This is a genomic window from Baekduia soli (assembly GCF_007970665.1).
Taxonomy (GTDB): Bacteria; Actinomycetota; Thermoleophilia; order Solirubrobacterales; family Solirubrobacteraceae; genus Baekduia; species Baekduia soli.
On sequence record NZ_CP042430.1, the window covers coordinates 1,437,816 to 1,463,954 of the forward strand.

Genomic DNA, 26,139 nt, shown 5'->3' on the forward strand with positions numbered 1-26,139 from the left:
CAAGGAGAGGGATCGCAGCTGTAGGGGTACTCAACCTCGACACGGGCCTAGCATCCTCTCCTAGTTTCGAACTTGCTCGCGTGTCTTGGCCCTGGCCTCGCGCCCATGCATCTCCACCCGCTAAGACGTCCCGCCGTCACTCCTCTCGGAGCGCCGGCGGTGCGCGTCGTATCCAGTCGTGTCATGGGCAGCAGACCTGACGCGCCACGTCACGCCACGTCGGCACCAGCGCGCTGTTGTTCAGCCGATGTGAGCTGTTAGACCCGGCAGTGGCCGCAGCTTCCGCCATCAGTCGATCGGCATTTTGGTGGACCTCCGTGCGCGAACCGAGGTGCCGGCAGTCCGAAATAAGCGAGTGGCGCAGTGGCAACCACCGCTAACGATCGGGGCGCGTGCAGGGGCGTAAGGCCAACTCAAGCCGTGACGGCCGCGAAACAGGGTCGTGGTGTCCCGCGTGGGGGCAAGCATCTGAGTCGCTGGCGTGGCACGGCCGAACATGTCTGTGTGTCTTCGTAGCCTTGGGTGCTCTCAGTACCGAGTATCGCCGGCGCTAACGGGCGATCGATTCGCGGGCCACCGGTGCCACCAGTCCGCTGCCGCAGGCCGTCAGCACGGCGCGGGAAGCCTATCTCGCCAGCGCCCACGGTCGACTGACTGGTGTCCGTGCCAGGATGAGCCCTTGCTTGGGTTCGGGTTGAACGGTTTGGGCTTCTCGCCTGCTCGCTGCTCCTCCGCACCTGGTTACGGGTGAGGGCTGTCCTTTCGTTGACTCCTTTCGTCTGTCGAGGGGCCCACCACTGCGGATCGCCCAGTGTTCACAGGGTTCTTGGACCTGGGCCTGACCCCGACCACCCGCGCCCTCCATGAGAACAGAGACGAGCGGGCTCGGGTGGTCGGACTCAGTCCCAGGGATGGCAGGAGGCCAGGGGCTTGCGGTGGTGGGCCCAGCAGGACTAGAGGTCAGTACGAGTACCAGACCAGGAACCCAGGAGACAGAGAGAACAGAACAACAACATGAACAACAGGCGGGAAGCGGCGCATGGACGCGAGGGGACGGGCGACGGCGCAGGAGCGAGCGGACGCTGCGGTGGCGGCGGGTGAGGGGTGGCCGGTTCAGCGCGGTCGGCGTGACGTAGTAGAGGCAGAGCGGGATCAGGAGTGGCTTGGGTGGACGGGCCGGTTTCGGTTTGTCACGACGGACCTGTTGGCGTTGCGGTTCGGGGTCAGCGTGCAGGCCGCGCGGGGACGGGTCAGGCGCCTGGAGGGCGAGGGGCTGGTAGTCGCGGTGCGCGAGCATGTCTCGCAGACCCGGGCGATCTACCTGAGCACGAAGGGCGCGCGGCTGATCGGCCGGCGGCCGAAGCGCAAGCCGCCGCGCGTCGCGGTGCAGCGCGAGCACGAGCTGGCCATCGTCGAGCTCGCCGCCCAGCTTGAGCTCGCCGCCGACGGGCGAGTGGAGGTCTTGACCGAGCGTGATTGCCGTGGCCGCGAGGTCGACGGCCTGGGCCGCTACAGCGTCGACATCGTCGATGACCGCGGGATCACGAGTCGCCGCTGGCCCGATCTCATCGTCGGTCATGAAGGGCGAAGGGTGGCGATCGAGATCGAGTTCGCGAGTAAGGCTGCTAGCCGTCTAGCGAGCATCGTTGCTAGCTATCTCGCTAGCTCGCTAGCCGAGGTCCGGTTCCTCGTGGCCTCGCCGGCGTTGGCCGCACGGCTCGCGAGCCTCGTTGTCATCGAACGCGGTCGCCTAGTGAATCAGCGCATCACGCCGAGCACGGCCGTGACGATCGCCGCCTGGCACGGCGCCCCCGAACCCGTGCGCAACGAGATTCATCGGCGCCTGCAGCTCGGGCGCTGAACTGCGTCCGAGTGGTGCCCAGCGCGCCGTGCCGTAGGGCTGCGAGCCGGCGCGGGGGCAGCGAGGGAGGGCATCGGGCTTCCGCGCCCGAGGGGTGCCCGGTGATCCAGCGTTGCCCGGGCGCGGGGGACGACGCCACGCCGATTCACGTGCGAGCGTGGAGCCCGTGCGGGACCCTGCGGCCCGCAGCGCCCTACCGGGCATGCCCACCCCCACCCACTTCGACGAGACCATCGCCGTCTCCGTCAACCTCACTGAGCCGCTGCTGACCGCCGACCAGGTCGCCGACCTGCTCGCTGTCCCGCGGTCCAGCGTCTATGAGTACGCGCGGCGCGCCCACAACCCGCTCCCGTCGATCGGCGTCGGCCGCCACCGCCGCTTCTATCGCAGCGACGTCGGCACCTGGCTCGCGTCGATGCGCTCGTGAAGCGGCGGCAGCTCGAGGCGCGCGGTCGCGGGCGCGAACGCCGCGTCGACGATCAGCGCGTCCTCGGGCCGCGGTGCGTAGTGCAGGTAGCGCATCGTGGTCTGCACGTCGGCGTGGCCCATCCACTCCTTGACGCGCAGGATGTCGGCCTTGGCGATCAGCGTCGTGCCGAACGTGTGGCGCAGGTCATGAAAGCGCAGCGGTCTCAGACCGGCGCGCTCCAGGGCATCCAGGTAGCGCCGGCGCAGCGCCGACCCGTCCAGATAGCCGCCGGTCTCACCCGGGAAGACAAGGTCGTCCTCGCCGGTCCACCGCCGGCGCTGGCCCAGCGAGGCCAGCGCGGCGGCGACCTCGCCGGCCATCGGCACGCCGCGGACCTTGCCGCTCTTGGGTGTCGTCAGGGCGTTGGCGGCATAGCTGGCCCGCACCCGCACCACCGAGCCCACGAAGTCGACGTCGCGCCAGCGCAGCGCCAGCAGCTCGCCACGCCGCAACCCGGTGAACGCCGCCGTCAGGAAGATCGCGGCGTCTTGCTTGCCGGCGGCGGCACGCACCAGCGCCCGGACCTCGTCGGGCGAGAAGACGTCGATCTCGAGCTTGCGCGCCACGCGCAGGGGCTCGACCTGGGCGGCCGGGTTGTGCTCCAGCCCATACATGCGCTGCGCACGGCGGAAGATCCCGTACAGCTCGACCAGCAGCTTGTTGCGCGTCCGCGGCCCCGTGGTCAGCGACGCGCGCCAGCGCTCGATGTGCACCGAGGTGATGTCGCGCACCGCCATCTCCCCGAACGCCGGGATGAGCTGGTTCTGCACGCTGTTGCGATAGCCGCGCAGCGTCGAGGGCTTGCAGCCCCGGTCCTGCTCGACATAGCGCAGCCACTCACGCGCCGCCTGCACGAACGTCGCATCCGCGCCGGTCGACCCACCACATAAGAAACCGAATCGCGCCTGCTCCAAGCGGTCCTCCAACCACGCCTCAGCGGAGCGCTTGTCAAAGAAGCCCGGCGCCGGCCGCCCCTGGCCCGTCCACGCCGGCCCGATCTTCTTCTTGGTCTGTCGTCCACCCGGTGGGCGGTACTTGGCAAACCACGCCGGCCCGCTGGCCCGGTCCACGCGAAACACATGACCCGAACCACGCGGGACCTCATCGAACGCCACTTGTCCTTCACCTCGCTGAATCTTGGGACCCGTTTGGGGACCTTTTTGCCTTCCAGCGAGAGGGCGATAGAACACGAAAAGCCCCGCATGCGGGACTTTCGTAAGCGCGCCCGAGAGGATTCGAACCTCTGACCTTCGGTTCCGTAGACCGACGCTCTATCCAGCTGAGCTACGGGCGCAGCGACCCCGCAGTCTAGCCGGGTGCCCCGGGCCTTGCGGAGCCGTCCGCGCGACCGCCGGACCGCGCCCCCGCTTGCCTCCGACCGACACCCGTCCTCCGCCGCTCAAGCCCCCCGCCTCCTGGCCGACCTCAGGAAGGCATGGCTGAACGTCAGATTGCGGACATCGCTGAGGAACCGCGGGTCGCGGTCGCTCGGGCGATCGCGGATCTGGGCGAGCTGCCCGTGCTCCGGCGCAGCGTCATCAAGGTCCGCGAGATCGCCGAGGACCCGGCCGCCACCACGGCCGACATCGTCTCGGCCCTCGAGGAGGACCCCAACCTCGCGGTCAACGTCCTGCGCTACGCCAACTCGGCGATGAACGCGCGGCCCGTCCGCGCCGCGACGCTCCACCAGGCCGTCACGCTCGTCGGCCGCCGCGCGGTCGGCCGCCTGGCCATGGAGGCCGCCGTCTGCGACTTCTTCGAGCAGGCCCCCGGCGCCGGCGGCGTCGCGCGCGGCCAGCTGCACGTCCATGCCGTCCAGGTCGCCGCCTGCTCGGCCGAGATGGCCCGTCGCGCCGGCGTCGACGCCGGCGCCGCCCACCTGGCCGGCCTCCTGCACGACCTCGGCAAGCTCGTCCTCCCGGCCGCCTTCGGCGCCGACCGGGTCGACGCCCTGTCGGTCAACGCCCCCGCGGGCCCGCTGCGCGTCCGTGCCGAGCGCGAGCAGCTCGGCATCGACCACGGCGAGGCCGGCGCGCTCTTCGCCACCGACGCGGGCCTCGACGCCGACGTCGCCCGTGCCATCGGCGCCCACCACGCGCCCGACGCCCCCGACGACGCCGTCACCCTCTGCGTCCAGGCCGCCAACGCCGCCGTGGCCCTGCTCAACGGCCACCACGCCGATGCCACCCTGCTGCAGCACGCCCTCGAGATCCTGGACATCGACCACGTCCAGCTCGAGGAGATCACGATGTCCGTGCTGCCGGCGATGGCCGCGAGCGCGACGGGCGCCGGCCACGGCCTGGCCGCCCAGGTCGAGCGCCTGGAGCGCGAGGCCCGCGAGGACGAGCTCACCGGCCTGCTCAACCGCCGCTACTGGTCGCAGGTCGCCCGCTCGTGTCTGGCCGACGCCGGCGCGACCGTCCTCATCTGCGACGTCGACCACTTCAAGGGCATCAACGACTTCCACGGCCACCACACGGGCGACTTCGTGCTCGGCGAGATCGGCCGCATCCTGCAGCGCGAGGGCGTCGCCGGGCGCCTGGGCGGCGACGAGTTCGCCCTCCTGGTCGCCGCGCCGCGCAGCGGCGAGGAGGCCGCGCACGCCCTCCAGGACGCGATGCGCGAGGCCTTCGCCGACTCCGCCCTGGGCGTCACGCTGTCGATCGGGATCGCCGAGTCGACCGTCGCCGGCGCCCGAGCTCAGCGAGCTGCTGCGCAGCGCCGACACCGCGCTGTACCGCGCCAAGGTCGCCGGCCGCGGCATCGCGCGCTCCGGCGCCAACGTCTGACCCGCCTCGCACGCACCCGGCCGCCGCGCCAAGATGTGGGCTCCTGCCGGGTTCACCTCCGGCGCCCTGGGGAAGGAAAGCCGATCACATGGTCGATGCGGGACGACGCGACATCGAACGGGCCGTCAGCGGGCTCGCCGCCCGGCTGCCCGCCGAGCTGGCACCCCTGGCGAGCATCGCCTATGACTACTCCTGGTGCTGGCACGCCGACGGCCCGGCGCTCTTCGAAGCCGTCGACGCCGAGCGGTGGGCGGCCTGCGGCCACAACCCCGTGCGCCTGCTGCGCGAGGCCCCGCAGGAGAGCCTGGACCGCACGGCGGCCGACGACGCGCTCCTGGCTCGCGCCGCCGACATCGACGCCCGCCTGCGCGCCCACCGCGAGGGCGGCCCCGACGGCGCCGTCGACCCCGTCGCCTACTTCTGCGCCGAGTACGCCGTCCACGTCTCGCTGCCCGTCTACTCCGGCGGCCTGGGCGCGCTGGCCGGCGACCTCATCAAGGAGGCTGCGGACCGCTCCCTGCCGATGGTCGCCGTCGGCCTGCTCTACCGCCAGGGCTACTTCCGTCAGCGCATCGACCTCACCGGCTGGCAGCGCGAGTACTGGCTGGAGAACGACCCGGCGCTGCTGCCGATGGCGCTCGTGCGCGGCGAGGACGGCGAGCCCGTCACCGTCTCCGTGCCCGTCCGCGACGAGACGATCGTCGTGCAGATCTGGCGCGTTGACGTCGGCCGCGTTCCGCTCTTCCTCCTGGACGCCGACCGGCCCGAGAACTCCGCGTTCGCCCGTTTCTCCACCGCCCAGCTCTACGTCGGCGACCCCGCCGTGCGCCTGACCCAGTACGCGCTGCTGGGCATCGGCGGCGCCCGCGCGCTGGGCGCCCTCGGGGTCGATCCCGTAGTCGTGCACCTCAACGAGGGCCACGCGGCCTACGCGGCGCTCGACGGCCCCGGCGCGACGCTGCAGGACGTCGTCGAGCACGCGCGCCGGCGCACGGTCTTCACGACCCACACCCCGGTGCCGGCGGGCAACGACGCCTACGCGGGCCCCGAGATCGCCGAGCTGCTCGAGCCGCTGGCCCGCGAGCGCGGCTTCGACCTCGACGAGATCCTGCGCCTGGGCCGCACGCACCCCGAGGCCGAGCACGAGCCGTTCGGCATCACCCAGCTGGCGCTGCGCACGTCGCGCGCGGCCAATGCGGTGAGCCGCCGCCACGGCGACGTCGCGCGGGAGATGTGGGCCGACATCTGGCCCGACCGCCTCACCCAGGACATTCCCATCGGCCACGTCACCAACGGCGTGCACGTGCCGACGTGGGTCGGCGGGCCGATGCGCGCGCTGCTGGACGAGCACCTGGGCCCGCGGTGGATCGAGCACGCCGCCGACCCGGCGACGTGGGCGTCGATCGACGCGCTCGACGGCGCCGAGCTGCGCGCGGTGCGCCGCCGCCAGCGCGAGGCGCTCATCGCGATGATCCGCGAGCGCATCCCGCGCGACCGCCTGGCCCGCGGCGAGGAGCGAGGGTTCGCCCAGGCCGGCGCCGAGGCCTTCGAGCCCGACGTGCTGACGATCGGCTTCGCCCGCCGCGTGGCGACCTACAAGCGCATGGGGTTGCTCGTCCACGACGTCGAGCGCGCGGTCGGCATCGTCGGCGGCCACCAGCCGCTGCAGCTCGTCGTCGCCGGCAAGGCCCATCCCAAGGACGACCCCGGCAAGGAGCTGATCCAGCACCTGCTGCACGTCCGCGGCGCCCCCGGCACCGCGACGCGCGTGGTGTTCGTCGCCGACTACGACGTCGCGATCGCGGCCAAGCTCGTGCAGGGCTGCGACGTCTGGGTCAACCTCCCGCGCCCGCCGATGGAGGCCAGCGGCACGAGCGGCATGAAGTCCGTGCTCAACGGCGGGCTGCAGCTCAGCGTCCTGGACGGCTGGTGGGCCGAGGCCTACGACGGCACGAACGGCTGGGCGCTGCCCGGCGACGTCGACGCCGACCACCAGGCCCAGGACGCCCGCGACGCCGCGCGCCTCTACGAGCTGCTGGAGGGCGAGATCCTGCCGTCGTTCTACGACACCGAGAACGGCTGGGTCGACATGATGCGCGCCTCGCTGCGCACGCTGGCGCCGCGGTTCTCAGCCACCCGCATGCTCGCCGACTACGCGCGCCTGCTCTACGACCCCGGCCGTCAGGCGCGGCCGGTGTCGCGCCGGTAGGCGCGCATCGCCAGCACGCCGAGCACCGCGGTCCACACGGCCACGACGGCCCAGGCGTGTGCGCTCCAGGCGTGCCCGCCCAGCGCGACGCGGTTGGCCTGCACGAGCCAGTAGGACGGCAGGTACTGCGCGACGCCGTGGATGAACCCGTGGTCGCTCAGCGGGAACCACGTGCCGCTGAGGATCGCCAGCAGCGCCGTGCCGCCGCCGAGCACCGGGCCCATCGAGTCCGTGGTCAGCACGTGGCCGAGCAGGATCCCCGCCGCGCCGAACGGGATGAGCCCGACGATGATCAACCCTGTCATGCCCAGCCACTCGCCGGCGGGCAGGCGCACGCCGAGGATCACCCCCGACACGTACAACAGCCCGAGGCTGAGCAGGGCCATGCAGTAGGCGGTCAGCACCTTGGCGCGCAGGTAGGCGTGCGGGCTCAGGGGGGAGATGCGCAGCTGGCGGTTCCAGCCCGCCTGGCGCTCGCCGGCGATGCGCGCGCCCGTGCTGAGCATGGAGGTCATCGTGCCCCACGACGCCATGCTCACCATGAAGTACAACGGCGCCGACAGGCCCGTGCTCTGGAGGTCGCGGTCGCCGCGGTTGGGGCCGGCGATCAGGAAGAACAGGGCCAGCGGGAAGCACAGCGAGAAGATGAGGAAGCGCCGGTTGCGCAACGTCCGCAGCAGCTCGAAGCGGGTGTAGGTCAGCGCGGTGCTCATGCCGCCAGCTCCTCGTCGTCGTGGTCGTCGCCGCCCGTCAGCTCCAGGAAGGCCTCCTCGAGGCCCGCGCCGCTGATCTCGATGTCGCTCGCCTGCGGCTCGCGGGCCAGCAGCGCGCGGATCGCCGTGTCGGAGTCCGTGCAGCTCAGGATCACCGCCGCGCCGCGCAGCTCGGCGGCGGCCACGCCGGGCAGCGCGCGCAGCGTGTCGCGGTCGGCGCCGGGCAGCGTGGCGCGGATCGTGCGCCGGCCGACGCGCGCCTTGATCTCCGTCGTCGGCCCGTCGGCCACGACCCGGCCGTGGGCCATCAGGACCGCCCGGTCGGCGAAGTCGTCGGCCTCCTCGAGGTAGTGCGTGGCGAAGACGATGGTCTTGCCCCGTGAGGCGAAGCCGCGCATCGTCTGCCAGAAGGCGTGGCGGCCCTCGACGTCCATGGCGACCGTCGGCTCGTCGAGGACGAGCAGGTCGGGGTTGCTGACCAGCGCCACGGCGAAGCGCACCCGCTGGGTCTCGCCGCCCGAGAGCTTCTGCGTGCGCTGGCCCACCAGGGCGCCCAGGCCCGTGAGCTCGACGACCTCGTCGACGTCGAGCGGGTCGGGGTACAGCGAGGCCATCATCGCGATGAGCTCGCGCACGTTGAGGTCGCGCAGCAGCGAGCCGGTCTGCAGCATCGCCCCGACGCGCCCGGCGGCCACCGCGTCCTCCGGCGTGCCGCCGAAGAGCGAGACGCTGCCCGCGTCGGGCCGGGCCAGGCCGAGCAGCATGTCGATGGTGGTGGACTTGCCCGCGCCGTTGGGGCCCAGCAGCGCGACGGTCTCGCCCGGGGCGATCGCGACGTCGATGCCGCGCACGGCGCGGACGGGGCCGTTGGGGGTGCGGAACGTCTTCGTCAGGCCGTGGAGGTCGATGCCCGCCTGAGGCGGAGCGGCAGCGCTGGCGATCATGTGCTGCAGGTTGGCGCACCGCGGGCGCGCCGGGGCGGGGGCCACCCCCCGGCGCCGCGGTGACGTCTGTCATCGCCCACGCCGGGCGCGCGTCATGGCGCGGGCGTGCGCTCCGGCTCGGCCTCGGACTGAAGCGCCGCGGTGCGGGCGCTCATCGACCGGCCCAGCGCCGCGACCTCCTGGTCCATGAGCGGCACGATCTCCGGGGCGTGGCGGCGCGCCTCGCGCTCGCCCAGCGTCGTCGTCATCGCCGGCTTGAGCCAGCGGATCGCGTTGACCCAGCGCGGCACGCTGACCCGCGTGGCGCGCCGGCCGATGCCCGCCACGAACGCGTCGGCGCACGCCTCGACCGACGTCGTCTGCCCGAGCGGCCCCGGCAGGCGGTCGAGCATCATCCGGAACGCCGACAGGTCCTGCTTGGCGTCCCGGACCAGCGGCGTGTCGATCCACGACATGTGCGCGCTGCCGACCTTGACGCCGCGGTGGGCGACCTCGATGCGCAGCGCGTTGGCGAAGTGCTCGGCCCCGGCCTTGCTCGCGTTGTAGGCCACGAGCCCCGGGGCGGCGGCGTAGGCCGCCAGCGAGGAGACGACGAGGACGTAGCCCCGGCGCTCGATGAGCTGGGGCAGCGCGGCGCGGACGGTGTGGAAGACGCCGGTGAGGTTGACGTCGACGACCTGGCGGAACGCCGCGGGGTCGACCGCGAGGACCGAGCCGTAGCTCGAGATGCCGGCGTTGGCCACGCACACGTCGATGCCGCCGAAGCGCTGCACGCCGTGGGCCACGGCGGCCTCCATCTGCTCCAGGCTGAGCACGTCGCCGGTGATCGACGTGGCATGGGCGCCGAGCTCGGCCTCCAGCTCGGCCAGCGGCCCGCGGTCGAGGTCGACGAGCACGACCTTCGCGCCGCGGGCGACGAGCCGGCGCGCCGTGGCGGCGCCGACGCCGCGCGCGCCGCCCGTGATGAGCACGACCTTGCCGCTCACCCGGCTCATGCCGCCACCGGGGCCGTGGTGGGGGGTGCGGGTGTCGCGGTCGCGGGTGGCCCGGACGCCGCGCCGGCGAAGTCGGCGATCGTCGAGGCGATGAGGGCCGCGTCATCCCACATCGGCGTGTGCCCGATGCCGCGGTGCAGCCGGAACTCCACCCCGGGGATCTCGGCCCGCAGCCGGGCCGAGTGGCGCTCCACCGGCAGGATCCGGTCGCGGTCGCCCCAGGTCACGAGCACCGGGCAGCTGATGTCGCCCAGGCCGGTCAGCGCGGCGTTGCCGTCGCGCAGCACGGAGAAGACGTCGTCGACGATGTCGCAGCGCAGGGAGGACCGTGCGAGGCGCAGGGCCTCGCCGGCCGGGACGAGGTGGCCGCGCGTCATGACGTCGCGCAGCGCGAGGCGGCGCAGCCCCGGCCGGCTCATGATCTGCGGCAGGTGCCGCTCGGAGGCCCGGGTGACGTTCTGCATCCGGCGGAAGACCTTCATGATGGCCTCGGCCGACCGCCGGTCGCCGGGCTCCAGGCCGCCGGCGGGGGAGATGCCGACCACGCTGCGCGCACGGCCGCGCCGGGCGAGCTCCAGGCCCAGCGCCCCGCCGAGCGAGTTGCCCGCGAAGTGCGCGGTGCCGACGCCGAGGCCGTCGAGGACCTCCTCGAGGTGGTCGGCGGCGTGGGGGATGGTGTGCGCCGTGTCGCGCGGGGGCAGCGGGCGGCCGCCGTCATGGCCGTCGAGCGTCGGCGCGATGACCTCGAAGCGCGGGACGAGCTCGGCGAGCACGGGCAGCCAGCAGCGCCACGTGGCCGTGAAGCCGTGCACCAGCACAAGCGGCTCGCCGCTGCCGGCGCGGTACAGGGCGGGGGAGATCTCGGGCATCAGCCCGTGATCGTAGGCGTTCAGTGGACCGGGCGCGACCCAGGTGCGCGGCGGGGCGGCGGTCAGGCGGCGTCGCTGTCGAGCGCGGCGCGCTCGCCGAACGGGTCGGCGATGATGTCGCGGAACCGGTCGTCGTCGCGCAGGGCGTCGAGGAACGCCCGGCCGAGCGGGGAGAGGCCGACCTCGTCGTCGGCGACCGGGCCGGGGTGGTCGTGATCGATGGGGCGGCGACGCTGCCGGGACTCGCAGCGATCGTCGGGTGGGTGGGCCATCGGCTTCCGTCCAGTTGACGTTCGGATGTCATCGATCGTCATGGCGTCCGGTCCGCCGCAAGGCGTCCCGGCGCACAGTCCGTCGCCGCGAGCGTATCAACGGTGAAGGACCGTTCAGCAAACCTTCCTCCGGCGGGACAGGGGCGACGCCGCGGCCTTCCGTGCGTAGGATCCCGCGCGTGTCCCGAACGCTCGAAGGCCAGACCCTGTTCATCTCCGGCGCCAGCCGCGGCATCGGCCTGGCGATCGCGCTGCGCGCCGCGTGCGACGGTGCGAACGTCGCGCTCATCGCCAAGACCGGCGAGCCGCATCCCAAGCTCGAGGGCACGGTGCACACCGCGGCCGCCGAGATCGAGGCCGCCGGCGGCCAGGCGCTGGCCATCGTCGGCGACATCCGCAACGACGAGCAGGTCGCCGAGGCCGTGGCCGCCACCGTCGAGCGCTTCGGCGGGATCGACATCTGCGTCAACAATGCCAGCGCGATCAGCCTGCAGGGCACCGAGGCCCTGGACATGAAGCGCTACGACCTCATGCAGGACATCAACACGCGCGGCACGTTCTCGGTGACCAAGGCGTGCGTCCCGCACCTCAAGGCCTCGTCCAACGCCCACGTCCTGACGCTGTCGCCGCCGCTGAGCCTGAAGCCCCGCTGGCTCGGCGCCCACATCGGCTACACCATCGCCAAGTACGGCATGAGCCTGTGCACGCTCGGCATGGCCGAGGAGTTCAAGGACGACGGCATCGCCTGCAACTCGCTGTGGCCCAAGACGCTCGTGGCGACCGCGGCGGTGCAGAACCTCCTCGGCGGCGACGCCGCGATGGCCCGCTCGCGCCGGCCCGAGATCGTGGCCGACGCCGCCCACGCCGTGCTGACGCGCGACAGCCGCGAGTGCACGGGCAACCTCTACCTCGTCGAGGACGTGCTCGAGGCCGAGGGCGTCACCGACTTCGCGTCCTACGCCTACGTGCCCGACGCCGACCTGCAGATGGACCTCTTCGTCGACGAGGAGTGAGCGCGCGGACGCGCAGCTGAACGCCGACGTTTCAGCCGCGTCCATCGGGGTACCGGATTCAGGTGCGTTCTGGGGAGGCTGGTCCGGGCCGGTCGGTCGTCGTGCTCGCCGCGGTGCTCGCGGCGCTCGCGGTCCTGGCCGGCGCGCCCGCCCCGGCCCGCGCCATCGGCATCACCGGCGTCACGGCGGCGCCCACCGACACCACGTCGGGCGCGCACAGCGACTTCCGCCTGGCCTTCTCGCTCACCGGCGCCACCGACGACCTGCGCGACCTCCAGGTCGACCTGCCGACGGGCCTGCTCGGCAACCCGATGGCCGTGCCCCAGTGCCCCGAGGCTGCGCTGCGCGCCGACGCCTGCGCGCCCGACACCGAGGTCGGCACGACGTCGACGGCCATCACCGCGTCGGTGCTCGGCGTGCCCGCGCCGCTGACGGTCACGGGCACCGTCTACAACGTGCAGCCGCCGGCCGACGAGCCCGCGCGCCTGGGCATCGTGCTGCGCCCGCTGGGCGGCGTGCTGGGCAAGATCGCGCTCATCGTCAGGATCCGCGTCCGCGACGAGAGCGACTACGGGCTGCAGACGACGATCTCCGACATCCCGCGCACGCAGGCCGGGCTCCCGTTCACCATCAACTCGCTCTCCCTGACGCTCGACGGCCGTGCGCCGGCCGGCGGCGCGTTCATGGTCAACCCGACCCAGTGCGCCCCGGCGACGACGAGGATCACCGCCGACTCCTACGCCTCGTCGCGGCCCGTCACGGCCACGGGGACGTTCCGGCCCACGGCCTGCGACAGCGAGCCGTTCGCCCCCGGGATGGAGATCGGCATCGACCAGCCGACCCCCGACACGCCGACGGCGCACTCCATCGCGCTGACCCAGCCCGCCGACGTCGGCGGGCGCCAGCCGTCGCACGTTAAGAAGGCCGTCGTGCGCCTGCCGGTCGGCACGTCGTTCAACCCGTCGCTGGCGCCGGGCCTGCAGGTCTGCTCCGACGCGCAGTTCGGCCCGCCGGGCGGCGGGCCGATCCGGTGCCCGGCGGCGTCGCTGATCGGCCACGTCGCGTTCGACAATCCACTGCTGGGCTCCGTGCCCGGCGACGTGTACTTCGGGCGCACCGACGACGACCCCTACCGCCTGCTCATCGTCGGCGCCAAGGCGGGGGTCACGGTCAAGATCAAGGCCAGCGTCCACCCCGACGACGACACGGCCCAGATCACGACGACCTTCGACAACCTGCCGCAGGTCCCGTTCACGAAGTTCGACCTGACGTTCACCGGCGGGCCCACGGGCGTCCTGGTCACGCCCCCGGCCTGCGGGACCTACCAGGGCTCGATCACGGCCACGCCCTACAGCGGCGGCCCGCCGCAGACGCCGACGACGACGTTCGCCATCGCCGATGACGACCAGGGCGGCTGCGCGCCGCGCGAGACGCCGGCGATCTCGGGGTCCGTCTCGACGACGCGGGCGCTGGCCAGCCCGGCGCTGACGCTCGACCTCCAGCGCGACGCCGGCTCGCGGCGGCCCGCGCGCCTGGACGTCGCGCTGCCCAAGGGCCTGCTCGGCCAGGTCGATGCCACCCCGCAGTGCCCGACGGCCCGCGCGATCGCCGCGGCGTGCCCGGCGAGCACCCAGCTCGGCACGGTGACCAGCACCATCGGCTCGGGCTCCCAGCCCATCACGCTGCGCGGCAAGGCCTTCCTCGGCACCCCGACGGCCACGGCGGTCGCGCGCCTCTGGCTGGCCATCCGCGTCGACGTCGGCCCGTTCGACTTCGGCTCCTTCGTCCTGCAGAACCCGCTGACGCTGGACCAGACCGACGGTCGCGTGCACGTCAGCGCCGTGCTGCCCGACGCGTTCAAGGGCTTCCCGCTCGGCCTGCGGCGGCTGCAGATGACGATCGCCCGCAAGGGCTTCCTGCGCAACCCGTCGGGCTGCGACGCGCGCACGTTCGACGTGGCGATCACGGCCGTGGACGGCACGCAGGGCGCCGGCAGCGGGCCGTTCCAGGCCTCGGGCTGCGACGCCCTGCCGTTCCGGCCCGGCGCCGCGACGTCGATCGAGGCGCCCAGGCTGCGGGCCGCGGGCACCCAGCCGCCGCTGCGCACGGCCATCACCAAGCCGCCGGCCGACACGGCGCTCAAGGACATCGAACTGCTCGTCTCCGGCGGCCTGGTCCCCAACCCCGACGCGCTGGCCTCCGTCTGCCAGCCCGACCAGCTCGCGGCCAATCGCTGCCCGCCGTCGACCCGGCTGGGCCGCGTGAGCGCGGTGACGCCGCTGCTGGGCACTCGCCTGTCGGGCCCGGTCTACCTCGCGCTGAACGGCAGCCTGCCCGACGACGAGCCCGGCATCGAGCTGCCCTACCTCAGCGCCGTGCTCGCGGGGCCGGGCGTGCGGCTGCGCCTGGACGGCGAGCTGCGCCTGAGCCCGGAGGCCGGGCGGCTGGAGGCGCACTTCCACGACCTGCCCGACGTGCCGCTGTCGAACCTCACGCTGGACATCGACGCCGGCCGCGCGGGCCACCCAGGCCCGTTCACGGCGGCCGCCGACCTGTGCGCGGCGGAGTTCGCGCCCTCCGACGTCACGTTCACCGGGCAGAACGGCAAGACGACGACCCAGCAGCCCGTGCTCGACGCGGCGGCCTGTCGCAAGGGCGCGCTCGTGCGCGCCGACGCCTCCGGGCTGGCGACCGCACGCCCGGTGCTGGCGGTCACGATCGCCCGCAACCCGACCGGCGCGCACGCGCTGCGCGCCGCCTCCTTTCGGCTGCCCGCGGGGCTGAGGGCGCGCCCGGCGCGGGGCGCCGGCATCGTCGTGCGCGCCGACGGGCACCGCCTGTCGCGCCGGCACTGGGCGCTGTCGGCGCGGGGCACGATGACCGTGCACGTGCCGGGTCACGGCGGGGCGCAGCGCATCGCGGTCGCGCTGTCGAAGGGCGCGGTCGTCCCGACGCCCGGGCTGCGCGCGGCGGGGCGCCGGGTGGCCTCGAGCCTCAGCGGCGCCGAGCCCGTGCCGCTGGACGTGTCGGTCACCACGCGCGAGCTCGGCGGCCGGCGGGCGCGGACGACGGTCAGCTTCGACGGGCGGCCCTGAGCCGCGGGCTCAGATCGCGCCGACCAGGGCCGCGCAGACCCAGTTCGACGCGCCGGCGCCGTTGTCCACAACGTGGACGCGAGGCGGTCCTGCTCGGCCTTGGAGGCCTGGTAGGCCGCCGGCGTCGAGCCGCCCAGGCCGCGCCAGGTGTCGGGCATCATCTGGTAGTAGCCCGAGGCGCCCGCGCTGTTGGGCGGCAGGTTCTGGCCGCCGGACTCGCACTGCACGATGGCCCACGGGATCGCCCACGGGCCGCCGGGGCCGGCCTTGTCCACCGCCTGGCGGGCGCGCTGGGCCAGCAGGCGCTTCAGGGTGCGCTCCGCGCTCAGGCGGTCGGCGCGCGTCGCGCGCAGCGCCGCCAGCCGGGCGGTGTGGGCCTGGGCGATCGCGGCGCGCCGCTGGGCGGCCGCGGCCTCCATGCCCGCCAGCGCGTCGCGCTCGCGCAGGACCTCGGCGGTGGCGGCGGTCCGCCGGGCCTCGAGGTCGGCCAGCACGCGCGTCTCGTGCGTCGCGTCGGCGCGGGCGCGGCGCACGACGCCGACGATCTCGGTGTCGCTGGACTCCACGCGGCGCAGGAAGTCCATGCGCTCGACGAGGTCGGCGAAGCCGTGGGCGTCCAGGACGACGGTGACGAGGTCGGGCGGCCCGTTCATGTAGCGCTGGCGCAGCAGCTCGGTGAGCTGGGTGCGGCCCTCCGCCAGCCGGGTGCGCAGGCGGCCCAGGCGGCGGCGCTCGGCGGCCAGCCGCACGCGGGTGGCGGCCAGCCGGGCGCGCGAGGCGTCGAGCTGGGCCTGGGCGTCGGCCAGGCGCCCCTCGACGATCGCGAGCTCCCGCGCGCTGGCGCGCTCGAGCCGGGCCAGGTGGGCCGCGGCGTCGGCGAGCGACCGCTCACGGGCCTTGCCGGCGGCGATCGTGCCGCGCAGCCGTCCCTCGTCGGCGCCGCGGGCTTCGCGGGGCGCCATCGTCCACGCGAGCGCCAGCCCGGCGAGCAGCAGGGCGGCGAGCGTGGCCAGGCCACGGAGGGCGGAGCGGCGGCAGGACATGCGACGGCACCGGCGCGGGAGCGCCGAACCGTCACCGTAGCGACCCCGTGTCCTGCTCCCTGCAGCCGAACTTGCAGGGCTTTCGCCGCTCAGGCGGCGCGCGAGCGCGTCTTCTCGCGGTACATCGCGGCGTCGGCGACGCGCAGCAGCTCCTCGGCCCCGCGGCCGTCCTGCGGCCACTGCGCCTGCCCGACGCTGACCCCGACGCGCAGCTCGCTGTCGCCGACGCGGAAGGGCTCGGCGCACACGGCGCGGACGCGGGCGGCGGCCGCGGCGATCTCGTCGGGGCTGCGGACGTCGGCGAGGATGACGGCGAACTCGTCGCCGCCCAGCCGCGCGACGGTGTCGCCGGAGCGCACGACGCTGCGCAGGCGGTCGGCGATCTCGCGCAGCAGCGCGTCGCCGCTGGTGTGGCCGTGGCGGTCGTTGATGGTCTTGAAGCCGTCGAGGTCGCAGAACAGCAGGCCGACCTCCGTGTGCCCGGCGCCGTCGAGGACGGCGTCGACGCGGCGCGAGAACCCGGTGCGGTTGGCCAGGCCGGTCAGCGGGTCATGGGAGGCCTGGTGCTGGAGCTCGTCGACGAGGCGGCCGTTCTGGATCGCCGGGGCCGCCAGCGAGGCGATGCCGTTGAGGCGCTGCAGCAGCGACGCATCGAGGTCCAGGCGCTCCGGGCGCTCGGCCACCGAGACCACGACGATGCCGAGGAACTCGCCGCGCGCGATGATGGGCACCGCGACGACCACGAGGACGTCGAGCAGCTCCATGAGCGCGTGGACCTGCGCGTCCCCGGCGTCGCCGCGCTCGACGTGCAGGGGCCCGGGATGGCCGAGCATCCGCGCCAGCGCGGGAGAGCCGCTCGGCAGCAGCATGCGGTCGTCGAGCAGCCCGATGTCCCCGTCGGCCGGCCCCGCGGTCGAGGCGACGCGCAGGCAGCCCGCCTCGTCGTCCCACAGCCACACGCTGAGGCGGTCGCAGTCGACGATGGCCGGCACCGTGCGCACGATGGAGTCCGCGACGTCCTGTCTGGACCCGCCGAGGGCCAGCGCCTGGGCCAGCGACAGCAGGGCGCTGACGTGGTCGTGACGCCGGTCGGCCTCGGCCAGCGCCGTGGCCATGTCGAGGACCGCGGCGGCGTGGGCGGCGTAGAGCGAGAAGAGCTCCTGTTCGGACGCGAAGAAGTGGATGCCCTCGGGGTTGAGCGCGCACAGGCGCCCGTAGGCGCGGCGCTCGGAGGCGACGTCGGCGACGAGCGCCGAGCCGGGCAGCGGGTCGCCGGCCTCCAGCGCCTGCGCGATCGCGGCCGCCTCGCCGTCGGCCACGCCCTCGGCATAGATGCGCACCTCGTCGCCGGTCCGGGGGCGGACGGCGAGCACGAAGCGCGGTGCGCGCACGGTCAGCGCGGCGCGGTCGACGATGCGGGCCAGCACGACGTCGATGTCGTCGGTCGACAGGAGCTCGGCGGCGGTGGCGAACACGCCGCGCAGACCCTCCCGGGTCGCCAGGAGCTGGGCCTCGAGGGCGGTGACGCGCTGCTGCGGGTCGGCACCCGCCGCGGCCTGCCCGGCGTCCCACGTCACGACGTAGCGGCACTCGGGGTCGCCCTTGGCCTGGCAGGAGAGCTCCCGCACGCCGGCGCGCGGGAGCCCGAAGAGCTCGGTCGGGGTGGCCAGCAGGCCGGTGGTCCACTGGCACTGCAGGGGGTGGCGGACGTGGCCCGGGCGCGCCACGGCGCGGACGACCGCCCGGCCCGGCTCGACCTCCACCGCGTCGAGGTCGCTGACCGTGCTGAGCTTGCCCGCGGCCTGGGCGATGGCGCCGAGGACCGCCTCGGGCGAGCCGAGCGAGCGCAGCAGCGTGGAGACCGACGTGCCCGCGTGCTGGCGCACGGTGTGCTCGCCGATGCGCCGCGGGAACCCGGGGTCGCCGGTGACCTGCACGCACGCCGACAGCAGGGCGATGGCCTCGTCGAGGGTGACCCAGTTCTCCTCGTTCTCGAGGTCCTCGCGGGTCTGCTGGACGCCGGCCGCCGCCAGCAGCTCCTCGATGCCCGCCGTGCCGTGCTCCTGGCCGACGAGCCGCAGCATGACGGTCGTCATCGAGCAGCTGATGTGACGGCCGCCGGGCATCGCCTCGGTGGGGCCTGCCTCCATAGGCCGGTGATCGGCACCGGCGGGCGCGTCCGACGAGTCAGCCTGGACGTTCGTTCGACCCAGGGTCGCGCAGCTGCGCCAGGGCGGCCCCGAGCGCGTCGTGCAGGGCCGCGAACGCCGGGCGCATGCGGGCGTGGACGGCCGCGGCCGCCGGGTCGGGGTGCAGGACGTCGGCGAGCGCGGCGGGGGCCGGCGGGGCGGCCGGCAGGCCCAGCGCCTGCCGGCCCAGCAGGGCGGCGCCGAGGCCCGAGCCCTCGTAGTCGCTCGGGAAGGCCACGGGCATGTCCAGGACGTCGCAGAGGATCTGGCGCCACAGCGCGCTGCGCGCGAAGCCGCCCGTGGCGCGGACCTCCCGGACCTCGTCGCCGGCCTCGCGCATCGAGGCGAGCACCAGCGCCAGCTGCTGGCAGACGCCCTCCAGCGCGGCGCGCACGAGGTGCGCTCGTCCGTGCGCGCGGGTCAGCCCGACGTAGGCCCCGCGGGCCTCGGCGTCCCAGTCCGGGGCGCGCTCGCCGACGAGCTGGGGGAGCATGAGCAGCCCGTCGCTGCCGGCCGGGGCTTGGGCCGCGAGCGCCAGCAGCGCCTCCTCGGGATGCTCGCCCAGGTCCGGCGCCAGCGCCCGGCCCGCCCACTCCAGGACGAGCCCGCCGTTGTTGACCGCGCCGCCGACGACCCAGCGCCCGGGGTCAGGGCGTAGCAGAACAGGCGCCCGCGCTCGTCGGCGACCGGGCGGTCCACAACGAGCCGCAGGGCGCCCGACGTGCCGATGGAGCAGGCCGCCACGCCGGGGGCCGTCGCCCCGACGCCGAGGTTGGCCAGCGGCCCGTCGCCCGCGCCGGCGACGACGGGCAGCGCGGCGCCGACCGCGGCCTCGCCCTCGGGCGTCAGCGCGAGCACCTCCGTCGCGGGGACCAGCGCGCAGAGCTGCTCGCGGGTGACGCCGGCGATCCGCAGCGCCTCCGCGTCCCAGTCCAGGCGGGCGAGGTCCAGCAGGCCCGTGCCCGAGGCCGTCGAGTGGTCGGTGACCCAGCGCCCGCAGAGGCGGTGCAGGACGAGCTCCTTGATCCCGCACCATCGGCGCGCACGGGCGGCCAGCTGCGGGTCGCACTCGGCGAACCAGACGAGCTTGACCAGCGGCGACATCGGGTGCAGCGGCGTGCCCGTGCGCGCGTGCAGGCCGGGGTGGTCGCGGCGCAGGCGCCGGGCCTGGGCGGCGGCGCGCGTGTCGGCCCAGGTGAGCAGCGGCGTCAGCGGCGCGTCGCCGGCGTCCAGCGCGACGAGCGAGTGCATGGCGCTGCTGAACGCCAGCCCGGCGGCGGGGCGGTCGGCGGCGCGGGCCGCGGCGACGGTGCGCCCGATGGCGGCGAGCACCGCTGCGACGACGACGGCGGGGTCCTGGACGGCCTCGCCGGGCGCGGGCTCGAGCAGCGGGTAGGCGATCTCGGCGTGGCCGTGGCGGTCGCCGCCGAGCCCGAACGCGGTCGCCTTGACGCTCGTGGTGCCGATGTCGACGCCGACGACCGTGCTCATGTCCTCAACGTATCCCCAGGCGGCGGTCACTACCGTTGTGGGCATGCGCACCCCGCAGACATGGCCCGTGGCGGCCGGATCACTCGTCGCCGGCTTCGCCGTCGCCCAGGCCACCGGCGTGCGGCCGCTGGGCGGCATCGTGCTCGTCGCCGGCGCGGGCTGGTGCGCGCGCCACTGGCAGGCGCGCGTGGGAACGGGACGCACCGTGGGCCTGCTCGGCCTCTACCTGGCCGTGTTCGCGGGCTCCCACGGCCTGGCGCACGCCATCGGCGCCTGGCCGTCCGTGGCCGTGGCGGCGGCCGTCATGGCCGCCGGCGCCATCGCGCTCGCCGATGCGCCTAGCGGGGCATCCGTGCCCTGGCGCCGGCCCGCCTGACGTCCGCGCGCGGCGAGGCGCCACGCGGGCCGGCCGCCCCCTGCCACACCATCGACGTGCGGACCCGTCCTCGGCCGGCGGGCGCCTCGCGATGGTGATCAGGCGACGGCATGGCGCAAACCTCGCACCCGCCCGCGGGCCCGGCGAGCGAGGTGGCCCCCGGCCCGGGGTGCGGCCTGCCGCACCCCGTCTACGCCGTCGCGAACCTCGACGACCCCGGCCAGGGCCCCGGCTTCCGCAAGGTTCGCGGCGAGCTCGGTGTGACCGTGTTCGGGATCAACGCCATCGTTTTGCCCCAGGGCCACACGACCAACCGCCACTGGCACGACCGCCAGGAGGAGGTCTGCTTCGTCCACCGCGGGCGGGCGCGCATCGCGTTCGGCGACGGGACCTCGCACGTGCTGGAGCCCGGCGGCCTGGCGGCTACGTCGGCCGCGACGGCCGCTCGGAGGACACCCCCGCGGCGTAGCCGGCGAGCGCCTCGCGCACCGGGTCGGGCCACGGCGCCTTCGTGAATGCGGCGGCGTCGACGCACACGTGGCGCAGCATGCCCTCGGTGAGGGTCGTGCCGTCGCGCACGACGGTGAAGCGGCTGGTGAGCGACGAGGTCGTCGGCGGGTCGAAGGCGACGACGACGTCGAGACGGTCGTCGTAGTGCGCCGGGGCGCGGTAGCGCACGTTGGACTCGGCGACGACGAAGTCGATGCCGTGGGTGCGCAGCAGCTCGGCGTAGCTCAGGCCGGTCACCTGGTGCAGCGCGTCGGTGTGGGCCATGTCGAACCACGTCAGGTAGTGCGCGTTGAAGACGCGCCCCTGCATGTCGCACTCGACGTAGCGGACGCGCACGGGGAGGGAGAACGGCTCGGTCACGGCAGCCGCGATCATAGGCCGCGGTGTGGCAGGGATCGCTCGTCCTCCAGCCGCCCGACACCTCCGACGGCCGGGGTGCAGACCTCCAGCCCGTCCCCGCGGTACACGGTCACGATCGAGGTCAAGCCGAGCCCGGCGCCCACCCCGGCTCCGACGCCCACGTCCACGCCGCTCCATGCGGGGCCCAGGCGACCCAGACCCGCGCCCCGCCGACTAGCGTGGACCCCGTGCGCCTGCTCTTCGTCTGCATGGGGAACATCTGCCGCTCGCCGACCGCGGAGGCCGTCATGCGGCACCTCCTCGTCCAGGAGGGTCTGCAGGATGTCGTCGAGCTCGACAGCGCCGGGACCGGCTCGTGGCACATCGGGGAGCCGCCCGACGGCCGCTCGACGGCCGCGGCCCGCGCGCGGGGCATCGTGATGGAGGGCGCGGCGCGCCAGGTCGCCGCGACCGACTTCGAGGCCTATGACCTGATCCTGGCCGCCGACCGCCAGAACCTCGAGGCGCTGCGGGCGGTCGCGCCCGGCGACGCCGCCGGCCGCGTGCGCCTGCTGCGCGAGTACGACCCGGCCGCCGTCATCGCGGGCGACCTCGAGGTGCCCGACCCCTACTTCGGCGGGGCCGACGGCTTCGACCACGTCCTCGACCTCGTCGACGCCGCCTGCCGCGGGCTGCTGGCCACGCTGCGCGCGGAGGGCCGCGTGTGAGGCAGGCCCTCGCCGCGGCGCTGGGTCGGGAGGTCGCCGAGCTGGTCCCCGTCGCCGGCGGCGACCTCAACGCGGCCTACCGCGCCACCCTGGCCGACGGGCGCGAGGTGTTCGTCAAGACCGCGCCCGACGCGGTCGCCGGCGCCTACGCGGCCGAGGCCGCCGGGCTGCGCTGGATCGCCGAGGCGCGGGGCGGTCCGCCCGTGCCGGAGGTGCTGGCCGTCGACGAGCGCTTCCTGGCGCTGGGGTGGGTGCCGGGCGGCGGGACCCTCGACGAGCAGGCCCTGGGCCGGAGCCTGGCGCTCCTGCACCGCGCCGGCGCGCCCGGCCCCGGCGCGCCGCCGCCCGGCACGGAGGGCCCGCTGCGCCTCGGGCCCCTCGAGCTGCCCAACGACCCGGCGGGGGACTGGCCCGCGTTCTACGCGCAGCGGCGCCTCCTGGAGCCCGCCGCGATCGCCGCGCGGCGCGGCGCGCTGAACGCCGCGGGCCTGCGCGCCGTCGAGGCCGTCGCGGCGCGCATCGACGTGCTGGCCGGGCCGGCCGAGCCCACCGCGCGGCTGCACGGCGACCTGTGGACGGGCAACGTGCTGGCCGGCGCCGACGGGCGGCCGTGGCTCATCGACCCCGCCGCCCACGGCGGCCACCGCGAGGTCGACCTCGCGATGCTCGAGCTGTTCGGGTCGCCGGGGCCGGCGCTGTACGCCGCCTACGACGAGGTGTGGCCGCGCGCCGAGGGCGCCCGCGAGCGGGTGGCGCTCTGGCAGCTGTTCCCGCTGCTCGTGCACGCGATCCTGTTCGGCGGGAGCTACGGCGCCGCGGTCCGGCGCGCCGCCGAGCGCTACGGCTGACCGGACCCGGCCCCGCTGGGGTACGGTCCCGCCCATGGGCAAGATCCACGGTGAGCGGACCGTCGACATCGAGGCGCCGATCCAGCGGTGCTTCGACATCGCGGCCGACATCCAGAACGCGCCGGCGTGGCAGGGCACGCTGCTCGACGTCGACGTGCTCGAGCGCGACGGCGCCGGGCGCGCCGCGGTCGCCGACACCAAGAGCGACGCCAAGGTCAAGCACGTCACGACGCGCCTGCGCTTCACCTACGAGGAGCCGGGCGCCATCCACTGGGTGCAGGAGAAGGGCGACGTGAAGTCCCTTCACGGCTGGTGGCGGCTCGAGGACCTCGGCAACGACCAGACCCGCGCGAGCTACGGCCTCGAGGTCGACCCGGGCCGCGTGCTGGGCCTGCTCCTGCGGGGCCCGGTCGAGCACCAGGTCCGCGACTTCCTGCTCGGCAAGGCGGCCGAGGGCCTCAAGCGTACCGCCGAGGAAGGCTGAGCAACCGCGCCCGGGAGGGCGCGTTCGCGTTCGCTAGCGTCGAGGGCCATGGCCGCGAAGGGTTCACCGACGCCGGTCCGGTCGGCACCGCCCACACCGCCTCCGTCCCAGGGTGGCGGGGTCGACCTCCAGACCCTGCTCATCACCGCGATCGCCTCGGCCGCGGCCGCCTATGTGACCGCGAAGGTCTGGTCCCCGGGCACGCTGGCCTCGGCGGCGTTCACGCCCGTCGTCGTCGCGCTCGTCAAGGAGGCGCTGCGCAAGCCCGCCCACGTCGTGACGTCCGCGGTGCCCGCCGTCGTCCCGCGGGTGCGTTCCCGCGGCGCGACCGGGGCGACGATCGACGCCGCCGCGCTGTCCGACGACCTGCCCGATCGCCTCCAGGCCGGCGCGCCCCCGGCGTACCCGCCGCCGCAGGCGGGAGCGGCGGCCGGGCCCGTGCGCGTGTACTCCACCCGCAGCCGGCGCCTGCGCTGGCGGCTGGCCGTGATCACCGGCCTGCTGGGCTTCGTGATCTGCGTCGTCGTCTACACCGTTCCCGAGGTCATCGTCGGTGGCTCCGTCGGCCGCCCGGGCCACGAGACCACGCTCTGGGGCGGCGGCCACCACACGACGAAGACCAAGACCACGACGGGCACGACCACCACGCCGACCACCACCGCCACGACCCCCGGCACGACGTCGACCGGCCCCACGAAGACCGTGACCCAGACCGTGACGACCCCGGCGCCCGCCACCCCGGCGCCCAGCGCCACGACCCCGCCGGCCACCGCGGCGCCGTCGACCGCGGCGCCCGGCGCGTCGGCCGCCCCGGCGGATCCGGCGGCGACGACGCCCTAGCCGTCGGCCTCGGCCGCCGCCTCGGCGTCGGCCTGCTCGGCCTCCTCGAGCTTGTCGCGCAGGTAGGCGGCCTTCTCGGATCGGCGCAGGTGGGCCCGCGCCTCGGCCTCCTGCGGCGTCTCGCGCGCGGCGCGCGCCTCCTCCCACGCGCGCTCGTCCTGCTCGGCCGCGAGCTCGCCCGGCCCGGGCGGGGGATCGGTCGTCACGCCGCGGTGATACCGGCGCCCCCGGCCGGCACGGGCCGCGCATGTCACCGTGCAGACATCCGCGGCGGCGGCGGGCGTGCGGGACGGCCGCCTAGAATCCGAGCCCTGCCCGCCGCGCTGACGATCCGCGACGCCCAGCCCGCCGACGCCGAGGCGGTCGCGGCGATCTACAACGAGGGCATCGCCGAGCGCGAGGCGACGTTCGAGACGCGCCTGCGCGACGCCGACGACGTCCGGGAGTGGCTGCGCGGGCTCTACCCGGTGCTCGTCGCCGAGCTCGACGGCGAGATCGTCGGCTTCGCGCGCATCGGGCCCTACTCCGAGCGCGAGGTCTACGCCGGGATCGGCGAGCACGGCGTCTACGTCACCCGGGCCGCGCGGCGCCACGGCGTCGGCCTGGCGCTCCTGGAGGCGCTGGCCGGCGCGGCCCAGGGCATCGGGCTGCACAAGCTGACCTCGCGGATCTTCACGACGAACACGGGGAGCATCGCGCTGCACCAGGCGGCGGGCTTCACGGTCGTCGGCACGCAGCGCCGCCACGGGCTGCTCGAGGGGCGCTGGCGCGACTGCGTGCTCGTCGAGCGCCTCATCGGCGACGCCGCGGAGTGACACGCCCGCGGCCTGGCTCAGGCCGCGAGCGCCAGCGTGACGCGGTCGGCCAGCAGGCGCCCTCGCAGCGTCAGCACGGCCCGCCCGGCCTCCAGCGGGCCGGGCGCCAGCAGGCCGTCCGCGCCCGCCGCGCGCGCCGCGTCGCGCCCCTGCGGCGTCAGGTCGTCCAGCGCCAGGCCGTCGCGCAGCCGCACGGCGAGCATGACGTGCTCGAGATGCGCGGCCTCGGCACCGGGCTCCTCGCGGCCCGCGGCGGGCGAGGCGCCCGCGCCGGCCAGCGCGGCCCAGCGCTGCGGGCGCAGGACGTTCCACCAGCGCACGCCGCCGACGTGGCTGTGGGCGCCGGGGCCCGCGCCCCACCAGTCCGCGCCCGACCAGTAGCCGAGGTTGTGGCGGCAGCGGTCGTCGTCGCCGCGCGCCCAGTTGGCGATCTCATACCACTGCAACCCGGCCCCGCCGAGCAGCGTCTCGGCCGCCTCGTAGCGCTCGGCCAGCACGTCGTCGTCGGGCGCCGGCAGCTCGCCGCGGCGCACCCGGGCGGCCAGGCGCGTCCCGGGCTCGACGATGAGCGAGTAGGCCGAGACGTGGTCGGGCGCGGCGTCCAGCGCGGCTTCCAGCGTGCGCTGCCAGTCCCCGGCGTCCTCGCCCGGGGTGCCGTAGATCAGGTCCAGGCTCACGTGCGCGAAGCCCGCCTCGCGCGCCTGGCGCGCGGCCTGCACGGCGCGCCCGGGGGAGTGGCGGCGCTCGAGGACCTCGAGCACGTGACCGACCGCGCTCTGCATCCCGAGCGAGATGCGCGTGAAGCCGGCCTCGCGCAGCGCCGCCAGGGTCGCGGGGTCGACGGTCTCCGGGTTGGCCTCCGTGGTGACCTCGGCGCCCGGCGCCAGCCCGAACTGCTCGCGGACCGCGTCCAGCACGGCGTGCAGCTCGCCGGGCGCCAGCAGCGTCGGCGTCCCGCCGCCGACGAAGACCGTCTCGGCGGGCGGCACGTCGTCGCCGAGCACCTCGCGCGCGAGCGCCAGCTCGGCGCGCACCGCGTCGACGTAGCCCGCCGTGCCGCCCGCGCCCGGCACGTAGGTGTTGAAGTCGCAGTAGCCGCAGACGTGCGCGCAGTACGGGACGTGCACGTAGACGCCGAACGGCCGGGCGCCCAGGCCCTCCAGCGCGGCGGGCGGGAGCCTGCCATCTGCGGGCGGACGTTCGCCGTCGGGGAGCCGGGCCATGACGGTCCACAGGCTAGGCGCCGC

General features: G+C 74.9%; 22 protein-coding genes, 1 tRNA gene and 2 pseudogenes. 12 read left to right on the forward strand and 13 right to left on the reverse strand.

Annotated elements, in window-relative coordinates; genetic code table 11:
- The first annotated feature begins 1,204 nt into the window (after window positions 1-1,204).
- Both FSW04_RS06650 and FSW04_RS06655 read left to right on the forward strand, forming a co-directional pair.
- Window positions 1,205-1,861, forward strand: a complete 657-nt coding sequence (locus FSW04_RS06650; RefSeq protein WP_146917597.1) for a hypothetical protein — start codon at window positions 1,205-1,207, stop codon at window positions 1,859-1,861.
- Between the two features lie 202 nt (window positions 1,862-2,063).
- A complete protein-coding gene (locus FSW04_RS06655; RefSeq protein WP_146917599.1) occupies window positions 2,064-2,288 on the forward strand; it encodes a helix-turn-helix domain-containing protein in 225 nt (74 codons plus the stop codon).
- Here the strand turns inward: FSW04_RS06655 and FSW04_RS06660 are convergent.
- Both FSW04_RS06660 and FSW04_RS06665 read right to left on the reverse strand, forming a co-directional pair.
- Window positions 2,243-3,244 (reverse strand): tyrosine-type recombinase/integrase, encoded by a 1,002-nt coding sequence (locus tag FSW04_RS06660; RefSeq protein WP_146917601.1) that lies wholly within the window; start codon window positions 3,242-3,244, stop codon window positions 2,243-2,245. The two genes, FSW04_RS06655 and FSW04_RS06660, sit on opposite strands and share 46 nt — an antisense overlap.
- 306 nt (window positions 3,245-3,550) lie before the next feature.
- Window positions 3,551-3,624: transfer RNA gene (locus tag FSW04_RS06665), tRNA-Arg, on the reverse strand.
- 141 nt (window positions 3,625-3,765) lie between these two features.
- On the opposite strand from FSW04_RS06665, the pseudogene FSW04_RS28335 reads away from it, so the two are divergent.
- Both FSW04_RS28335 and glgP read left to right on the forward strand, forming a co-directional pair.
- Window positions 3,766-4,977: pseudogene (locus FSW04_RS28335) on the forward strand (sensor domain-containing diguanylate cyclase); the annotation flags it as partial.
- A gap of 230 nt (window positions 4,978-5,207) precedes the next feature.
- Window positions 5,208-7,328, forward strand: coding sequence for an alpha-glucan family phosphorylase (gene glgP / locus FSW04_RS06680; protein ID WP_146917603.1), 2,121 nt, complete (start codon window positions 5,208-5,210; stop codon window positions 7,326-7,328).
- Here glgP and FSW04_RS06685 read toward each other — a convergent pair.
- The 5 genes from FSW04_RS06685 to FSW04_RS06705 form a co-directional block, all read right to left on the reverse strand.
- Window positions 7,301-8,041: an ABC transporter permease gene (locus FSW04_RS06685; RefSeq protein ID WP_146917605.1), complete on the reverse strand. Its 741-nt coding sequence runs from the start codon at window positions 8,039-8,041 to the stop codon at window positions 7,301-7,303. The genes glgP and FSW04_RS06685 overlap by 28 nt on opposite strands.
- Entirely contained in the window at window positions 8,038-8,985 is a 948-nt protein-coding gene (locus tag FSW04_RS06690) for an ABC transporter ATP-binding protein (RefSeq protein WP_146917607.1), read from the reverse strand. The genes FSW04_RS06685 and FSW04_RS06690 overlap by 4 nt, the downstream gene beginning before the upstream one ends.
- 92 nt (window positions 8,986-9,077) lie before the next feature.
- Window positions 9,078-9,980: an SDR family oxidoreductase gene (locus FSW04_RS06695; RefSeq protein ID WP_146917609.1), complete on the reverse strand. Its 903-nt coding sequence runs from the start codon at window positions 9,978-9,980 to the stop codon at window positions 9,078-9,080.
- Entirely contained in the window at window positions 9,977-10,849 is an 873-nt protein-coding gene (locus FSW04_RS06700) for an alpha/beta fold hydrolase (protein WP_146917611.1), read from the reverse strand. The genes FSW04_RS06695 and FSW04_RS06700 overlap by 4 nt, the downstream gene beginning before the upstream one ends.
- A gap of 62 nt (window positions 10,850-10,911) precedes the next feature.
- A complete protein-coding gene (locus FSW04_RS06705; RefSeq protein WP_146917613.1) occupies window positions 10,912-11,121 on the reverse strand; it encodes a hypothetical protein in 210 nt (69 codons plus the stop codon).
- A 179-nt stretch (window positions 11,122-11,300) separates the two neighbouring features.
- Here FSW04_RS06705 and FSW04_RS06710 point away from each other — a divergent pair, with 179 nt between their 5' ends.
- Window positions 11,301-12,134, forward strand: coding sequence for an SDR family oxidoreductase (locus FSW04_RS06710; RefSeq protein ID WP_228430954.1), 834 nt, complete (start codon window positions 11,301-11,303; stop codon window positions 12,132-12,134).
- A gap of 2,896 nt (window positions 12,135-15,030) precedes the next feature.
- Here the strand turns inward: FSW04_RS06710 and FSW04_RS06715 are convergent.
- The 3 genes and pseudogenes from FSW04_RS06715 to FSW04_RS28340 all read right to left on the reverse strand — a co-directional run bounded on the left by FSW04_RS06715 (window position 15,031) and on the right by FSW04_RS28340 (window position 19,952).
- A complete protein-coding gene (locus FSW04_RS06715; RefSeq protein ID WP_146917615.1) occupies window positions 15,031-16,272 on the reverse strand; it encodes a transglycosylase family protein in 1,242 nt (413 codons plus the stop codon).
- 89 nt (window positions 16,273-16,361) lie between these two features.
- A complete protein-coding gene (locus FSW04_RS06720; RefSeq protein WP_146917617.1) occupies window positions 16,362-18,422 on the reverse strand; it encodes a diguanylate cyclase domain-containing protein in 2,061 nt (686 codons plus the stop codon).
- Window positions 18,423-18,459: 37 nt separating this feature from the next.
- A pseudogene (locus FSW04_RS28340) lies at window positions 18,460-19,952 on the reverse strand (gluconokinase).
- 43 nt (window positions 19,953-19,995) lie between these two features.
- On the opposite strand from FSW04_RS28340, the gene FSW04_RS06730 reads away from it, so the two are divergent.
- Together FSW04_RS06730 and FSW04_RS28345 are read left to right on the forward strand one after the other, a co-directional pair.
- Complete coding sequence (locus FSW04_RS06730) at window positions 19,996-20,328, forward strand: hypothetical protein (protein WP_146917619.1); 333 nt, start codon at window positions 19,996-19,998, stop codon at window positions 20,326-20,328.
- Between the two features lie 110 nt (window positions 20,329-20,438).
- Complete coding sequence (locus tag FSW04_RS28345) at window positions 20,439-20,843, forward strand: cupin domain-containing protein (RefSeq protein ID WP_146917621.1); 405 nt, start codon at window positions 20,439-20,441, stop codon at window positions 20,841-20,843.
- Here FSW04_RS28345 and FSW04_RS06740 read toward each other — a convergent pair.
- Window positions 20,752-21,198: an acyl-CoA thioesterase gene (locus tag FSW04_RS06740; protein WP_228430956.1), complete on the reverse strand. Its 447-nt coding sequence runs from the start codon at window positions 21,196-21,198 to the stop codon at window positions 20,752-20,754. The two genes, FSW04_RS28345 and FSW04_RS06740, sit on opposite strands and share 92 nt — an antisense overlap.
- Before the next feature lie 218 nt (window positions 21,199-21,416).
- On the opposite strand from FSW04_RS06740, the gene FSW04_RS06745 reads away from it, so the two are divergent.
- The 4 genes from FSW04_RS06745 to FSW04_RS25735 are packed head-to-tail and all read left to right on the forward strand — an operon-like array spanning window position 21,417 to window position 24,077.
- The gene (locus FSW04_RS06745; protein ID WP_146917625.1) at window positions 21,417-21,905 is read left to right on the forward strand and encodes a low molecular weight protein-tyrosine-phosphatase; all 489 of its coding nucleotides are present in this window, start codon (window positions 21,417-21,419) and stop codon (window positions 21,903-21,905) included.
- Window positions 21,902-22,753: a fructosamine kinase family protein gene (locus tag FSW04_RS06750; RefSeq protein WP_146917627.1), complete on the forward strand. Its 852-nt coding sequence runs from the start codon at window positions 21,902-21,904 to the stop codon at window positions 22,751-22,753. Before FSW04_RS06745 ends, FSW04_RS06750 begins: the two co-directional genes overlap by 4 nt.
- 34 nt (window positions 22,754-22,787) lie before the next feature.
- On the forward strand, window positions 22,788-23,237 hold the full coding sequence (locus FSW04_RS06755; protein ID WP_146917629.1) for a type II toxin-antitoxin system RatA family toxin: 450 nt from the start codon (window positions 22,788-22,790) through the stop codon (window positions 23,235-23,237).
- Window positions 23,238-23,285: 48 nt separating this feature from the next.
- A complete protein-coding gene (locus tag FSW04_RS25735; RefSeq protein WP_187369309.1) occupies window positions 23,286-24,077 on the forward strand; it encodes a hypothetical protein in 792 nt (263 codons plus the stop codon).
- On the opposite strand, the gene FSW04_RS06765 is transcribed toward FSW04_RS25735, so the two are convergent.
- Window positions 24,074-24,283, reverse strand: a complete 210-nt coding sequence (locus FSW04_RS06765) for a hypothetical protein (RefSeq protein WP_146917632.1) — start codon at window positions 24,281-24,283, stop codon at window positions 24,074-24,076. The genes FSW04_RS25735 and FSW04_RS06765 overlap by 4 nt on opposite strands.
- Before the next feature lie 6 nt (window positions 24,284-24,289).
- Here FSW04_RS06765 and FSW04_RS06770 point away from each other — a divergent pair, with 6 nt between their 5' ends.
- Window positions 24,290-24,892 carry an arsinothricin resistance N-acetyltransferase ArsN1 family A gene (locus FSW04_RS06770; protein WP_228430960.1) on the forward strand — a complete coding sequence of 201 codons (603 nt, stop codon included), beginning with the start codon at window positions 24,290-24,292 and terminating at the stop codon, window positions 24,890-24,892.
- A gap of 17 nt (window positions 24,893-24,909) precedes the next feature.
- Here FSW04_RS06770 and hemW read toward each other — a convergent pair whose 3' ends face one another.
- On the reverse strand, window positions 24,910-26,115 hold the full coding sequence (hemW, locus tag FSW04_RS06775; protein ID WP_146917634.1) for a radical SAM family heme chaperone HemW: 1,206 nt from the start codon (window positions 26,113-26,115) through the stop codon (window positions 24,910-24,912).
- Window positions 26,116-26,139: the final 24 nt, after the last annotated feature.